This window comes from Nesterenkonia sp. K-15-9-6 (genome assembly GCF_052656005.1).
Genome location: NZ_JBQYEY010000016.1, coordinates 45854 through 59495, shown reverse-complemented (window position 1 = coordinate 59495; position 13642 = coordinate 45854). Strand labels below are relative to the sequence as shown.

At 71.5% G+C, this 13642-nt stretch carries 13 protein-coding genes; 10 read left to right on the top strand and 3 right to left on the bottom strand.

The window, feature by feature from the left end:
• Nucleotides 1-130 precede the first annotated feature (130 nt).
• The 5 genes from poxB to SD455_RS11110 all read left to right on the top strand — a co-directional run bounded on the left by poxB (nt 131) and on the right by SD455_RS11110 (nt 4285).
• Entirely contained in the window at nt 131-1846 is a 1716-nt protein-coding gene (gene poxB, locus SD455_RS11130) for a ubiquinone-dependent pyruvate dehydrogenase (RefSeq protein WP_445508131.1), read from the top strand.
• An 80-nt stretch (nt 1847-1926) separates the two neighbouring features.
• Nucleotides 1927-2955 (top strand): GNAT family N-acetyltransferase, encoded by a 1029-nt coding sequence (locus tag SD455_RS11125; RefSeq protein WP_445508130.1) that lies wholly within the window; start codon nt 1927-1929, stop codon nt 2953-2955.
• Between the two features lie 65 nt (nt 2956-3020).
• Nucleotides 3021-3206 carry a hypothetical protein gene (locus SD455_RS11120; RefSeq protein ID WP_445508129.1) on the top strand — a complete coding sequence of 62 codons (186 nt, stop codon included), beginning with the start codon at nt 3021-3023 and terminating at the stop codon, nt 3204-3206.
• 71 nt (nt 3207-3277) lie between these two features.
• Entirely contained in the window at nt 3278-4000 is a 723-nt protein-coding gene (locus tag SD455_RS11115) for a TIGR03085 family metal-binding protein (RefSeq protein WP_445508128.1), read from the top strand.
• A 135-nt stretch (nt 4001-4135) separates the two neighbouring features.
• Nucleotides 4136-4285 carry a hypothetical protein gene (locus tag SD455_RS11110; RefSeq protein ID WP_445508127.1) on the top strand — a complete coding sequence of 50 codons (150 nt, stop codon included), beginning with the start codon at nt 4136-4138 and terminating at the stop codon, nt 4283-4285.
• A gap of 79 nt (nt 4286-4364) precedes the next feature.
• On the opposite strand, the gene SD455_RS11105 is transcribed toward SD455_RS11110, so the two are convergent.
• Nucleotides 4365-6536, bottom strand: coding sequence for a RecQ family ATP-dependent DNA helicase (locus SD455_RS11105; protein ID WP_445508151.1), 2172 nt, complete (start codon nt 6534-6536; stop codon nt 4365-4367).
• A gap of 215 nt (nt 6537-6751) precedes the next feature.
• Here SD455_RS11105 and SD455_RS11100 point away from each other — a divergent pair, with 215 nt between their 5' ends.
• The 5 genes from SD455_RS11100 to SD455_RS11080 all read left to right on the top strand — a co-directional run bounded on the left by SD455_RS11100 (nt 6752) and on the right by SD455_RS11080 (nt 11824).
• A complete protein-coding gene (locus SD455_RS11100; protein ID WP_445508126.1) occupies nt 6752-8290 on the top strand; it encodes a TIGR01777 family oxidoreductase in 1539 nt (512 codons plus the stop codon).
• A gap of 68 nt (nt 8291-8358) precedes the next feature.
• Nucleotides 8359-9153 carry an isocitrate lyase/PEP mutase family protein gene (locus tag SD455_RS11095; RefSeq protein ID WP_445508125.1) on the top strand — a complete coding sequence of 265 codons (795 nt, stop codon included), beginning with the start codon at nt 8359-8361 and terminating at the stop codon, nt 9151-9153.
• 180 nt (nt 9154-9333) lie between these two features.
• The gene (locus tag SD455_RS11090) at nt 9334-10632 is read left to right on the top strand and encodes a M16 family metallopeptidase (protein ID WP_311024422.1); all 1299 of its coding nucleotides are present in this window, start codon (nt 9334-9336) and stop codon (nt 10630-10632) included.
• 83 nt (nt 10633-10715) lie between these two features.
• A complete protein-coding gene (locus tag SD455_RS11085) occupies nt 10716-11231 on the top strand; it encodes a PH domain-containing protein (protein ID WP_445508124.1) in 516 nt (171 codons plus the stop codon).
• The gene (locus SD455_RS11080) at nt 11228-11824 is read left to right on the top strand and encodes a hypothetical protein (protein WP_445508123.1); all 597 of its coding nucleotides are present in this window, start codon (nt 11228-11230) and stop codon (nt 11822-11824) included. The genes SD455_RS11085 and SD455_RS11080 overlap by 4 nt, the downstream gene beginning before the upstream one ends.
• Before the next feature lie 120 nt (nt 11825-11944).
• Here SD455_RS11080 and SD455_RS11075 read toward each other — a convergent pair whose 3' ends face one another.
• A complete protein-coding gene (locus SD455_RS11075) occupies nt 11945-12283 on the bottom strand; it encodes a MoaD/ThiS family protein (RefSeq protein WP_344683603.1) in 339 nt (112 codons plus the stop codon).
• 4 nt (nt 12284-12287) lie between these two features.
• Complete coding sequence (gene moaA, locus SD455_RS11070; protein WP_445508150.1) at nt 12288-13370, bottom strand: GTP 3',8-cyclase MoaA; 1083 nt, start codon at nt 13368-13370, stop codon at nt 12288-12290.
• Nucleotides 13371-13642 lie beyond the last annotated feature (272 nt).

Genomic DNA, 13642 nt, shown 5'->3' with positions numbered 1-13642 from the left:
GACGCCCGCCCCTCGCGTGACGGCGTTCATAGCCATCAGCGGTGCACAGTCCTAGACTCGGCCCGAGGCGGCCCCCGCCGAGGATCCGGCGAGCCGAGGCCGCGATCCGTCACGGAAAGGGGAACTTCCCATGCCGACAGCCGCACGCCACATCGTCGACACTCTGCACGCCAGCGGGGTCCAGAGGGTCTACGGGATCCCGGGAGACTCGCTCAACGGCTTCACCGACGCGCTGCGCGCCTCTGGAACCATCGACTGGGTCCAGGTCCGGCATGAGGAGGCCGCCGCCTTCGCAGCCAGCGCGGAGTCGCAGCTCACGGGGGAGCTGGCGGTGTGCGCCGGCAGCTGCGGCCCGGGCAACCTGCACCTGATCAACGGGCTCTACGACGCCCAGCGCTCGCGCACCCCGGTGCTGGCCATCGCCGCCCACATCCCCAGCGAGGAGATCGGCTCCGGCTACTTCCAGGAGACCCACCCGCAGGAGCTGTTCCGGGAGTGCAGCGTCTACGTCGAACACGTCACCCACGCCGAGCAGATGCCGCGGCTGCTGCGCATCGCCATGCGTGAGGCCCTGGAGAAGCGCGGCGTGGCCGTGCTGGTGATCCCTGGCGACGTCGCCCTGCAGGACATCAAAGCCGAACCCCAGGCCATCCGCGCCGCCAGCTCCCGGACCATCCCCGCCGAGGGCGACCTCGCCGCCGCGGCCGAGGCGCTCAACGGCTGCGAGCGGGTCACCATCCTCGCTGGCGCGGGCACCTCCGGCGCCCACGAGGAGCTGCTGCAGATCGCCGAGCGGCTGCAGGCCCCCATCGTCCACGCGCTGCGCGGCAAGGAGCACGTGGAGTATGACAACCCCTACGACGTCGGCATGACCGGCCTGCTCGGCTTCTCCTCCGGATATCACGCCATGGAGGCCGCCGAGACCCTGCTGGTGCTCGGCTCGGACCTGCCGTATCAGCAGTTCTACCCGCAGGACGCCACCGTGGTGCAGGTGGACGTGCGCGGCGAGCAGATCGGCCGACGCACCCCGGTCGACGTCGGCCTGGTCGGCGGGGTCAAGGAGACCGTGCAGGCGCTGCTGCCCCGCCTGGACACCCACCGGGGTTCCAAGCATCTGGACTCCGCCACCAAGCACTACCGGCGCACCCGCAAGGATCTGGACTCGCTGGCCACGCCGTCCAAACGGACCATCCACCCCCAGTACCTGGCCCGGCTGGTGGACCAGGCCGCCGCGGACGACGCCGTGTTCCTGCCCGACGTCGGCTCCCCGGTGGTGTGGGCCTCCCGCTACCTGACCATGAACGGCCGACGCCGGCTCATCGGATCCTTCACCCACGGCTCCATGGCCAACGCGCTGAGCCAGGGCATCGGGGCCTCTGCGGCCGACCCGGACCGTCAGGTGGTGGCGCTCGCCGGCGACGGTGGGCTCACCATGCTGATGGGGGAGCTGCTCACATTGACCCAGGCTCAGCTGCCGGTGAAGACCGTGGTGTTCAACAACTCCTCCCTGAACTTCGTCGAGGTGGAGATGAAGGCCGCTGGTTTCGTGAACTACGGCACCGGGCTGACCAACCCCAACTTCGCCGACGTCGCCGAGGCCATGGGCATCCGCGGCATCCGGGTGGAGTCCTCGGAGCAGCTGCCCGCCGCGGTGGAGGAGTTCTTCGCCCACGACGGCCCCGCCCTGCTGGACGTGGTCACCGAGCGGCAGGAGCTGTCCATGCCGCCGGCGATCACCGCGGAGCAGGCCAAGGGTTTCACGCTCTACGCGATCCGCACGGTGCTCTCCGGGCGCGGGGACGAGCTGGTGGACCTCGGCCGGGCCAACTGGAGGCAGCTGTTCTGACTCTGACGGCAGGCAGGCGGCGGACAGGCGGCGGGCGACGGTCCTTCGGGCGGGTCCGGCCTCTTCGGTAGTGTCGTGACATGGGACAACTGCTCGATGACCTCGCCGCCGCCCGGGCCGCCTGGACCGGCCCGCAGCTCACAGACTGGTACGCCGAGGAGGTGCTGATCGACCAGCTGCGCACCGCCTTGGAGCCCGATGCCGAGCGTCTGGAGAACTCTGAGTTCGGCGCGGAGGTCCGCGACCTCGTGCAGGCAGACGAGTCCGCCTCCGCCGAGGACGTCCACGTCGACGTCGAGGATCCGCTGCTCTGGGCGGATCGGCGGATCACCCACGACGACGGCGGCTGGTCCGTGATCGGCATCAGGTTCCGTGGCCGAGACCTCACCTGCCCGTTCGTGGATGTGATCGCCTCCACTCTGAGTCCCACCCCGCAGAACGTCCTGACCATCGCCGCCGACGCGGTGGAGGATCTGGCCGCCTTCCGTCCGCTGACGGCACGGGTGACGGTGGGGGAGCTCGAATGGCTGCGCACCGGGATCGACGAGCTGCCGGGTTCGGGTCCGGTCTCAGTGGACCACCATGTGGTGGCCGGGCTTGTCCGGGACATCAACCACCGCACCCGGGTGGCCTCGCACCGGCGCATCTCTTTGGAGCAGATGGACGTGACCTTGGCAGCGGCCACGGTCGAGGAGATCTACGCGGCCCATCCCGACAGCGGCCGGTGGGCCACCGCGGCCAGCGCAGAGGAACTGGCCGAGGCGGCCGAAGACGGCGCCCTGTTCGAGATCTTCGCCAACAGCGAGCCCGCCGGAGTCGTCTCCGCGCCCCGCGACGATGACTTCGGACTCACCGGGCACATGGTCCAAGAGATCTGCCTGGACGAGCAGCACCGTGGCCGCGGCTACGGCCCGGCGGTGCTGCAACGCCTCTGTGAGGTCCTTCCGACGCCAGGTCCGGGCACGGTGCTGTGGGGCACGATCCACCCGGAGAATCAGCCCTCCCTGCGCAACGCCTACGCGGTCGGCCGGGTCACGGTGGGTGGGCAGCTGTGGGTCGCGCCCAAGGGTCACCCGGGAATGCCAGCGCCGCTGACCCGGCCCTGGTGAGCCGCCCGAGGCGTGGTGGATCGCCGGACGATAAGCTGATCGGCGACGGACGAAAGGAGGCGCTGATGCCGCGCACCACGCCGCTCGCCGCCGTCTGCGGGATCGCGGCGGCCCTGTTCAGCGTCGCTGCGGTCCTCGGATTTCTGGACGGCGCCGTGCTCACCGGGGCGCTGCAGACGCTGGGCGCCGCGCTGTTTGTGGCGTCGGGCGTCTTGGGCCACACCGCACATCGCTCCCGGTGCCCGGCCTAAGACAGATCTCCCGGACGTCACCGCGAAGAGTGACGCACCGATACGTACCCGCTGATCGACAGGAGCCCTGCATGCCCCGAACCTCCACCGCTGCAGCCGAACGTCAGGCCCTGGTCCGCGCCCTGCGGGAGAAGGGCCCGACCGCCGACACCCTCTGCGAGGGCTGGACCACCCACGACCTCGCCGTGCATGTGGCGGCCCGTGACGCGCGGCCCCACCTGGTGTTCGGCCAGGAGCTGCCGGTGGTCGGGGCCAAAGCCTTGGAGCAGTACCACCAGTTCGAGCAGATGAGCTTCGAGCAGCTGCTGGACCGCATCGCGGACGGCGTGCCCTCCTGGCATCCGGCACGGACGCGGGCGGTGGACGACGCGGTCAACACGGTGGAGTTCTTCGTCCACACCGAGGACGTGCTGCGCGCCGACGTCCGGGTGGCCTCCGAGATCACGCCGGGTGAGACCGGGGACGGCGGCACTGCTGACGTCGAACCTGGTGAGAGCGACGCCGCCTCCGACGACGCCGGTTCAGCCGGTGCGGGCACCGCCCTGCAGCCGCGCCGTCGCCGGGTCCCTGAGGAGGTCCAGCGGCGCCTGTGGCGGCAGGCCTCCCGGACCCTGTTCCTTGCCGCCGCGCGGAAGCACCGACGGCGGATCACATTCATCAGCCCCGGTCACGGATCGGTCACCCACGGGTCCTCCAAAGACCCGATGATCTCCTTGGAAGGCGCCCCGGGCGAGCTGATCCTCTGGGCCTTCGGCCGGGAGGATGCCGCCGACGTCGTGCTGCGTCGGCACTGAACCTGCTGGCCCGGCACGGCGATGCCCGGAGAGACGCGAACCGCAGCCCTGACACGTGGGAGAGGTGACGAGTTGTCCCGTACTGACGCCAAGAGCCCAGCGACACGGACATTCTGGGCGACCTGGCAGGCAGTCGTGGCAGTCCCCGGAGTTCTGCTGATCGGGTGGATGTTCGTCGCGCCCGAGGAGTCCCAGCCCACGGGAGGTCAGGCTCTCGGCGTCTGGTCGGCGATCTTCATCGTCGCCACGGTCGCCGGTCTCCTGCGGGCCCGGCGCACCCGGTGAGTCACCGCCAGGCGCACGGCGCTGACAGCCCCCGGGAGTGTTGGGCTCCCCTCACAGGGACCGCGCCCCGGTGACCCCGTCAGCCGCGCATGCCCAGGGCGAAGGGGAGCACCAGCTCGGCCCCGGCACCGCGCAGCTCCCGGGCCGCCACGGTGAGCGTCCACCGGGAGACCACCTCATCGTCCACCAGCAGCACCGCGGCCCCCTGCATCTGGGAGGCCATGTCCTGCGGGACCCGGAACCGGCCCAGCAGTCCCGAGAGCCGGAACGCGCTGTTGGCCTCCGGGGAGCTGGAGGGTCCGCCGTCCACCAGTTCCAAGGAGCCCGCGTAGGGGAGCCGCCCCACCTGGGCCACGCCCCGGGCCAGCGAGTCCACCAGACGCGGATGCCGCCGGGACGGCACGGACACCACCACGTCTGGGCGGCGTGACCAGTCCCATTCGGAGAGCACCCTCACCACGGCGCCAGCCAGCCGGTCCGGGACCTCGGCGTCCTCACCCTGGACGGCCTCCCGGACCGTCGGTCCCCAGCCCAGATCGGACAGCCGGGCCAGCGCCCGACCCTCCTCGGCCACCTCCCCGGGGCCCAACCGACCCTTCAGCGTGATGCCCAGGGCCGCCAGCCCGGTGGGCCACTGCTTCCGCGGAGCGATCTCGACCCCCACCCGGTCCATCGAGGCCCGCGCCTGCGAGACCGTGCTCTGATCCAGAGCGGTCGGGTACCAGGAACCCGCGCACGTGTCGCAGCGCCCACACGGCACGGCCGCGGAGTCATCGAGCGTGGCGGCCAGGAACACCATCCGGCACTGACCGGCCGGCAGCCGCTCATAGTCCAACATCGCCTGCTGCTCATCCCGGCGCAGCCGCAGGATCGTGTCATAGCGCTCGGCGTCGTACCGCCAGCCCGCACCCGTGGTCACCCAGCCGCCGCGCACCCGGTGCACCGCGCCGTCGACTTCCAACACCTTCAGCAGCAGCTCCAGAGGCGACCGGCGGATCTCCACCATCGCCTCCAGCCGACCCACCGAGAGCGGCTCGTCCGGATGTTCGGCCAATGCGGCCAGCACCGCATCCGCCCGCTCCTGCGTGGGCATGGAGGCCTGCGCGAAATGCTCCCAGATCCGCACATCCTCCCGGCCGGGCAGCAGCAGCACATCCGCGTTGTCCACGGCACGGCCCGCACGGCCGATCTGCTGGTAGTAGGACACCGGCGACGACGGCGCCCCCAGGTGCACCACGAAGCCCAGATCCGGCTTGTCGAAGCCCATCCCCAGCGCCGAGGTGGCGATCAGCGCCTTCACCTGGTTCTCCTTCAACGCGGCCTCCAGCTGCTGCCGCTCATCCGGGTCCGTCTGCCCGGTGTAGGCGGCCACCTCGTGGCCGTGCTCCCGCAGATGCCGTGTCAGGTCCTGAGCCTGAGAGACGGTGAGCGCATAGACGATCCCGCTTCCGGTCAGCGAGCCCAGATGCTGGGTCAGCCAGGCGATCCGCTGCTCGGAGTCCGGCAGCATCAGCACCCCCAGCCGCAGCGAATCCCGGCTCAGGCCGCCGCGCAGCACCATGACCTCCTTGCCGCTGGCATCCCCGGCCGGGCTGAGCTGGGCGGCGACGTCGTCCACCACCCGGGAGTTCGCCGTCGCCGTGGTGGCCAGCACCGGCACCGCCGCCGGGAGATTGCGCACGATCTCCCCGATCCTCCGATAGTCCGGGCGGAAGTCATGTCCCCAGTCGGAGATGCAGTGCGCCTCATCGATCACCAGCATCCCCAGCCGCTCCAGCAGCCCCGGAAGCACCTCATCCCGGAACCGCGGATTCGCCAGCCGCTCCGGGGAGATCAGCAGCACGTCCAGCTCATCGGCGACCAGCGCCTCCAGCACCGTGTCCCACTCGTGAGCATTGGCAGAGTTCACCGCCTGGGCCCGCACCCCAGCCCGCGTCGCCGCGGAGATCTGATCCCGCATCAGCGCGATCAGCGGGGAGACGATCAGGCTCACCCCGCGGCCCCGGCGGCGCAGCAGATGTGCGGCCAGGAAGTACACCGCAGACTTGCCCCAGCCGGTCTTCTGCACCACCAGCACCCGACGGCGCTGCTCCACCAGGGCGGCGATGGCCTCCAGCTGGCCGGGGCGGAAGTCCGAGTCTCGGCCGGTCAGAGCGGCCAGGCGCTCGCGGGCCTCGGTGTGGAAGGCCGCGTCCACGGAGACGCTGGACGGGGCCGGACCGACGCCGTCGTCGGGGTGGACAGGGGACATGGCGGGGTCTGTGCTCTGCGTGTTGCTCACGCCGTTCACTCTGCCACAGGGGCCTGACAGGCTCCCGGAGGGCCGAAACCCCGGCAACCGGGTGTGGGACTCGGCCGCCGTCGGGGCATCCCGAGGAAGGGGCGGGCAGTGGTAGATTCACCAAGACGGGGAGCCGCAGCGTCCCGCCGGTGCGCAGGCGGCACGTTCCAGTCCAGGGAGGCACGATGCCGCGCTTCGAGCAGGAGACCTACCTTCCCTTCGCCCGCGACGACGTCTTCGCCTGGTACACCCGCCCCGGCGCGCTGACCCGCCTGGTGCCGCCCTTCGCCGGCGAGGTCCTCGAAGAGCCCGTCGACGGACCCGTCGACGGGGCCATCTCCCGGCTGAGCCTCACCCTCCCCACCCTGCTGGGCACCGGCGCCGACGCCGCCGCGGGCATGCTGGGCACCGTGCTCCCCGGCAGGATCCCCCGCCGAGTGACCTGGGTGTCCCGCCACGAGGACTTCCGCCCGGGCCACGGCTTCACCGACGTGATGGTCTCCGGACCGATGCACAGCTGGCGGCACGAGCGCGAGTTCCACGACGACGGCCCCGGCACGGTCCTCCACGAGACCATCACCTACGAGATGCCCGCCGCGCCACGGCTGCCCGGACCCGTGCGACGCCGGATCCACCGGGTGTTCGAGGCCGAGCTGCGCCGCATCATCGACCACCGCGCGCACCAGAGCGTCCAAGACCTGGCCTTCCACCAGAGCACCGGCCACCTGGCCTCCCAGCAGCGCGAGCGCCGCTCCCACCTGGACTCCGACACCGAGGACGCTACTCCGGGCCCCCAGGTAGTCGCCGTCTCCGGCGCCTCCGGAATGATCGGTACCCAGGTGTGCGCGCTGCTCGGTGGAGCCGGGCTGGAGGTGCGGCGTCTCGTCCGCGGGGCCGGGACCGACCCCGACGATCCCGCCGAGATCCGCTGGGACCCCGACTCCGGTCTGCTGGATGAGGAGGCCTTGGCCGACGTCGACGTCGTCATCCACCTGGCCGGCCACCCTCTGGCGGCCCGCTTCACGGAGGAGCACAAGCGCAAGGTCCGAGCCTCCCGCGTGGACGGCACCACCCTGATCGCCGATGCGCTGGCCCGCCTGGAGGCCGCCCAGCCGCGCGGTCGGACGCTGATCAGCAGCTCGGCGATCGGCTGGTACGGGGCCACCCCGGATGACAGGACCCAGCAGGCCGAGACGCTCACCGAGGACCTGCGCTGCGGCACCGACTTCCTGGCCGAGGCCTGCCGGGCCTGGGAGGAGTCCGCCCGGCGCGCGGAGAGCTCCGGGGTGCGGGTGGTCACGGTGCGCACCGGCATCGTGCAGTCGCCCTCCGGGGGAGCCCTGCAACAGATGCTGCCGCTGTTCGCCGCCGGCCTGGGTGGCCCGCTGGGGACGTCACAGTGGCAGAGCTGGATCAGCCTGGACGACGTCGCCGCGCTCATCGTCCATCTCGCGCTGACCCCGGCGGCCCGCGGACCGGTCAACGCCGTGGCTCCGGAACCCGTCACGGCCCGCGACTACGCCCGGACTCTGGGTGCGGTGCTGCGGCGCCCCTCCGCGGTGCCTGTGCCCAGATTCGGGCCGAAGCTGCTGCTCGGTGCCCAGGGCGCTCGCGAGCTGGTCATGGCCGACCAGCGGGTCAGCGCGGACAAGGCGCTCGAGCTCGGCTACGCGTTCCGTCACCACACCCTGGCTGAAGCGCTGCGCCACGTGCTCGGACGCTGACCCACTGACCTCCCACTGACTACCCACAGACCCCAGACAGACACCAAACACACAGACAGGACCCCTCGATGACCGACCCCCGCACCGCACTCTCCGCCCGCGCCCAGACCCTGCTCGACCTCCACCACCAGGATGCTCCGGTGGTGCTGCCCACGGCCTGGGACGTCTGGTCCGCCCGGCAGATCGCCGACGCCGGCTTCTCCGCCTTGACCGTCGGCAGCCACCCGCTCGCCGACTCCCTGGGAGCGGGCGACGGGGAGCAGATGAGCCTGGCCCAGGCGCTGACGGCGATCGCCCGCATCACCGGCGCCGTGGACCTCCCCGTCTCCGCCGACCTGGAGTCCGGCTACGACACCCCGGCCGGTGAGCTGGTGGAGCGCACCCTGGAGGCCGGTGTGGCGGGCATCAACATCGAGGACATCGTGCACTCCCGCGGAGCCATGCGCACGGCCGAAGAGCATGCCGACTACATCGCCGCCATCCGGCAGGCCGCGGACGCCGCCGGGGTGCACTTGGTCATCAACGCCCGCACCGACGTCTACAAGCATGCCGGGGACTTCGCCGACCCGCTCGCGGAGACGTTGCACCGACTCGCCCTGCTGGAGCAGGCCGGCGCCGACAGTCTCTACCCGGTGGGCCTGCCGAGCGAGGACGTGCTCACCGCGATCCTGGATGCGGTGGACACCCCGGTCAACGTCACCGCGCACCCGCAGCGCGGCGCCATTCCGGACGGGCTCGGTCTGGAGCGGCTCACCGCGCTGGGCGTCTCCCGGGTCAGCTTCGGTCCGCTGCTGCAGGTCGTCCTCGGGGAACACGCCCAGCAGGTGCTCGCCGGCTGGGGCGGGCGCCCAGGGAACGACTGAGTACAGGGCAGGACTGAGCCCAGGACTGCACCGGCGGCCGGCGGGTCAGCCTGGTGCGGTGGGCGCGGGCGCCGTCGTCGTGAGTGCCGTTGGTACGGGCGCCTGCGTTACCCTGGCACCTTGCCGGGCGAGCTCGCCCGGCGTGCCGTGCCGACCACCCACCAGGAGCACTCCCACCCCATGCGCGTGACCATCGAACCCCGGACCGAAGGCATCCTGAACTCCGACGCCGGCTCCACCGTCCGGCGCACCGTGCTGCCCTCCGGCGTGCGGGTGCTCACCGAGGAGATGCCCGGGCAGCGGTCGGTGACCATCGGCTTCTGGATCGCCGTGGGCTCCCGGGACGAGGCCGGGCATCAGCACGGCTCCACCCACTTCCTGGAGCACCTGCTGTTCAAGGGCACCCCCAGCCGCTCCGCCCTGGACATCGCCGCCGCCTTCGACGCGGTCGGCGGCGAGTCCAACGCGATGACGGGCAAGGAGTCCACCTGCTACTACGCGCGGATCCTGGACGCGGACCTGCCCATGGCGGTGGAGGTGCTGACCGACATGGTCACCTCCGCCTCCCTGGACCCCCAGGAGATGGAGACCGAGCGCGGGGTGATCCTCGAGGAGCTGGCCATGGCGGAGGACGACCCCGACGACGTCGTCCACGAACGGTTCGCCGCCCAGGTCATGGACGGCCACGAGCTGGGCCGCCCCATCGGCGGCACGCCCGAGGACATCCGGGCCGCCACCCGGGAGGACGTCCACGCGCACTTCACCCGCTGGTACCGGCCCGACGAGCTGGTCATCACCGCCGCCGGCGGACTCGACCATGACGAGCTCTGCCGCATGGTCGACGCCGCCCTGGACGCCTCCGCCTGGGACACCAGCATCCGTCGGGACCCGGCGCCGCGCCGAGTGGGGCAGGACGTGGAGATCCCGGTCCGCGCCGGGGTCGAGGACCACGTCAAGCCGGTGGAGCAGGCGCAGGTGATCCTCGGCGGGCGGGGCCTCTCCGCCTCCGACGACGACCGCTTCGCCCTCTCCGTCATGCACGCGATCCTCGGCGGCGGCATGTCGTCCCGGCTGTTCCAGGAGATCCGCGAACGCCGCGGCCTGGCCTACTCCACCTACTCCTTCTCCGCGGCCTACACCGACGCCGGCTGCTACGGGCTCTACGCAGGCTGCCTGCCGGAGAAGGTGGACAGCGTCATCGACGTCATGGCCGCCGAGCTCGAGCGCATCGCCACCGAACCGGTCACCGAGGAGGAGCTGAACCGCGCCAAGGGACAGCTGCGCGGCGGCACCGTGCTCGGCATGGAGGAGACCTCCTCCCGGATGTCCCGGCTGGGCCGGGCCGAACTGGTCCGTGGCGAGTTCGTGGACGTCTCCCACACGTTGGCCCAGTTGGAGGCCGTCAGCGCCGAAGATGTGCGTCAGGTGGCGGCTCGGCTGGCAGACTCGCCGCGGGCCACCACCGTGGTGCGGCCCTGAGGTGACCGCTGAGGCGGTGACGTGCCGCGGGTCCGCTCCTACACTGGAGAGTCCCCGCAGCCGAGCACCGGAGAGGAGCGCAGATGACGGCGGACCGCCGCGGCGAGGAGACCCTCATCAGTGACGTCGGACTCTCCGGGCAGCAGCAGCTGATCGCCGGTCTGGCTGCCGTCGCAGTGGCGTTGCCGGCCCTGGCCTGGGGGTGGTCCACGGGCAGTGCGCTGCCCATTCTGGCCGGGATTCTGCTGGGCTGCCTGATCTTCGCCTGGTCCACGGTGCTGCGCGTGCGGCTGAGTGTGACGTCTTCGGGCCTGCGCCTGCGTGCCGGCGTCTGGTTCTCGGAGACCATCGGCTGGGACGCCGTCCGGCAGATCCGCACCGGCGGCCGCACGCGACTCACCGCGCCGCTGGGCCGGAGACGCAACGCCGGCGAGGATCAGTATGTGGTCGGTGGCCCCACCCTGCGCGTGGTCACCGATGACGGTGCCGCGGTGATCAGCGTGGAGGACCCGCGCGCCGCGATGCATGCGCTCAGCGCCCACTGGCCCGGAGAGCACACCTTGCGCACCGTTTCCCCCGAGCCGAGGAGAGCCCCATGAACCTCAAGCACAGCCTGACCCCCGATGAGACCGCCCCTCGCGCTCGGGCGGCCGAGGGTCGCGCGCGCCGTGGCCCTTCTGCGGCGGTGTGGGCATTGCCCGCCCTGGCCGCCCTGCTGCTGACCGGATGCGGCGGGGCAGGGGAGGACACTGATGATGACGCGCCGGAGGAGCCCGACTCCGACATCGCCCAGACGGATCTCGACGAGCCGACCGACGACGGCCAGGCCTCGGGCGACGACGGTGATGCTGACGACGGCGAGACCACCCTGCCGGAGCCCGAGGCGCGGCAGGTGGACGAGGCCCCCGAGCTGGTCGGCGAGGTGCAGGCCACCTGGGAGGACTACGAGGAGATCTCCGAGACCGAGCTGGAGGTCATGTTCTACTCCGGCAATCTGAGCTGCTACGGGGTCCGCTCCGTGGTGGAGGAGGATGCCGAGGAGGTCCGCATCGCCACGATCTCCGGCCGACTGCCCGAGGCGGAGGACCAGCCCTGCACGCAGGAGGCCGTCTATGTCTCCGTGGTGGTGGAGCTGGAGGAGCCGCTCGGTGACCGGGATGTGGTCGAGCTGCAGGACGTCGAGCTCCACTGATCGGGCTCGTGGGGCATCCGGGGGTCAGAAACCCGTACGCCGCGAAGCCCTGAGACGTGTCAGGCTCCCGGAGATGTGCGGGGAACTGACTCCTGGACGGGCACAGGCCTCGAGAGCGACTCAGCCGCCGGCGAACGGCGGCAGCACGTCGAGCTGATCGCCGGGGGCGAGCTCCCGATCGTTCGACGGTGCTCGGACTCCGTTGACCAGGAAGGAACAGCGCCGCAGCACGCGCCCGAGCTGCTCGCCATCACCTGAGGACGCGCTGGCGGGCAGCCGATCGAGCACCGTCCCCAGCGCAGCGGGCTGTTCCAGGGGCAGATGAAGCGTCTCGGCGCCGGCGGCCTCGGCGGCCGCGGCGAAGAGGCGCACCGTCAGCGTCGAGGCGGTGCGTTCTCCGGCGGTGCTCTCTTCGGCGCTGTCCACACGGGCGCGGCTCACCGGTGGGGTGCTGGTCATCGGGTCATCCTCCGATCGCGGACATCGAACGGTCCGGGCGGGTGAAGCTGTCCAGGTCGAAGCCGGGGCGGTCGGTGCCGTGCGCGGCTGGCTTGAGCCACATGGCCTCCGCCCAGCGCCGGGCGACGTCCTCATCACCGGCCGCGGGGTCGCGCAGCAGAGGGGCGAGGTCGAACTCCTCCCGGGAGAAAAGGCAACTCATCACCTTGCCCTCGGCGGTGATGCGGGTGCGTCGGCAGTCGGCGCAGAACGGCTCGGTCACCGAGGCGATCACCCCCACTCGTCCGAGGACGGTCCCGTCGAGGTCGAGCACGTCGAAGCGCTCGGCCGGAGCGCCGTTCCGGGGCAGGGCGTCGGCTCGCAGCTGGAACCTCTCGGAGAGCAGCGCGCGGGTCTCGGCGGCGGAGACGGTGCCCTCCCTACGCCAGTTCTGGTCGCCGTCGAGCGGCATCTGCTCGATGAAGCGCATCTCGAAGCCCTGCTCGAGGGCCCAGGCCAGCAGGTCAGGGGCTTCGTGGTCGTTGATCCCGCGCATCAGCACCGCATTGATCTTCAACGGGGTCAGCCCGGCCGCCGCGGCCCCCTCGACGCCGACCAGGACCTTGTCCAGCGAGTCCCGCCGAGTCAGCTGGGCGAAGGTCTCGCGATGCAGGGAGTCCAGGGAGACGTTGACCCGGTCCAGTCCGGCCCGGGCCAGCTCCTCGGCTTTGCGCTCCAGGCCGATCGCGTTGGTGGTCATGGCGATGGGCAGCTGCGGGTGGTCGGCACGGATCCCGGCGATGATGTCGACCAGATCTGCCCGAACCAGGGGCTCCCCGCCGGTGAGCCGCAGCTCCCGCACTCCGAGGGTGTCCACCCCGATGCGCACCAGGCGACGGATCTCCTCGGCGGTGAGGAGCTGATCGCGGGAGAGCCAGGGGAGTCCCTCGGCGGGCATGCAGTAGGTGCAGCGCAGATTGCACTTGTCGATCAGCGAGATCCGCAGATCGGTGGCGCGCCGTCCGAAGCTGTCCATGAGGCCGCGCGCAGGGTCGGCGGCCTCCGCGCCGGGCAGCGGTTCGCCGCGCCGAGACGGCAGACTCGGCATCCCCAGAGACACCGGCGCCGGAGCGGCCAGGGCAGGCACGGATCCGCCGTCGTCGGGCATCACGGTGGGGCCCAGCGCATCGGCGGCGTCGGGGGCGTCGGCGGCCAGTTCCTCCATGCCCTCCATGCTACGGGTCACAGTGTGTCGTACGCATTGCGGGATCCGCCCCGAGGCAGGCCGGGGAGCGGAGGCTGACGGCGAAACGTCCGCGCCATCGCGGTGAGACGTCCCCGCCATCGCGGGGAGACACCCGTGTCATCGCGGGGCACTAG

What these genes read in the sequence shown, in the direction of transcription:
- poxB (WP_445508131.1), top strand. Translation starts at nt 131, where the DNA reads ATGCCGACAGCCGCACGCCACATCGTCGACACTCTGCACGCCAGCGGG.
- SD455_RS11125 (WP_445508130.1), top strand. Translation starts at nt 1,927, where the DNA reads ATGGGACAACTGCTCGATGACCTCGCCGCCGCCCGGGCCGCCTGGACC.
- SD455_RS11120 (WP_445508129.1), top strand. Translation starts at nt 3,021, where the DNA reads ATGCCGCGCACCACGCCGCTCGCCGCCGTCTGCGGGATCGCGGCGGCC.
- SD455_RS11115 (WP_445508128.1), top strand. Translation starts at nt 3,278, where the DNA reads ATGCCCCGAACCTCCACCGCTGCAGCCGAACGTCAGGCCCTGGTCCGC.
- SD455_RS11105 (WP_445508151.1), bottom strand. Translation starts at nt 6,536, where the DNA reads ATGTCCCCTGTCCACCCCGACGACGGCGTCGGTCCGGCCCCGTCCAGC.
- SD455_RS11100 (WP_445508126.1), top strand. Translation starts at nt 6,752, where the DNA reads ATGCCGCGCTTCGAGCAGGAGACCTACCTTCCCTTCGCCCGCGACGAC.
- SD455_RS11095 (WP_445508125.1), top strand. Translation starts at nt 8,359, where the DNA reads ATGACCGACCCCCGCACCGCACTCTCCGCCCGCGCCCAGACCCTGCTC.
- SD455_RS11090 (WP_311024422.1), top strand. Translation starts at nt 9,334, where the DNA reads ATGCGCGTGACCATCGAACCCCGGACCGAAGGCATCCTGAACTCCGAC.
- SD455_RS11085 (WP_445508124.1), top strand. Translation starts at nt 10,716, where the DNA reads ATGACGGCGGACCGCCGCGGCGAGGAGACCCTCATCAGTGACGTCGGA.
- SD455_RS11080 (WP_445508123.1), top strand. Translation starts at nt 11,228, where the DNA reads ATGAACCTCAAGCACAGCCTGACCCCCGATGAGACCGCCCCTCGCGCT.
- SD455_RS11075 (WP_344683603.1), bottom strand. Translation starts at nt 12,283, where the DNA reads ATGACCAGCACCCCACCGGTGAGCCGCGCCCGTGTGGACAGCGCCGAA.
- moaA (WP_445508150.1), bottom strand. Translation starts at nt 13,370, where the DNA reads ATGCCGAGTCTGCCGTCTCGGCGCGGCGAACCGCTGCCCGGCGCGGAG.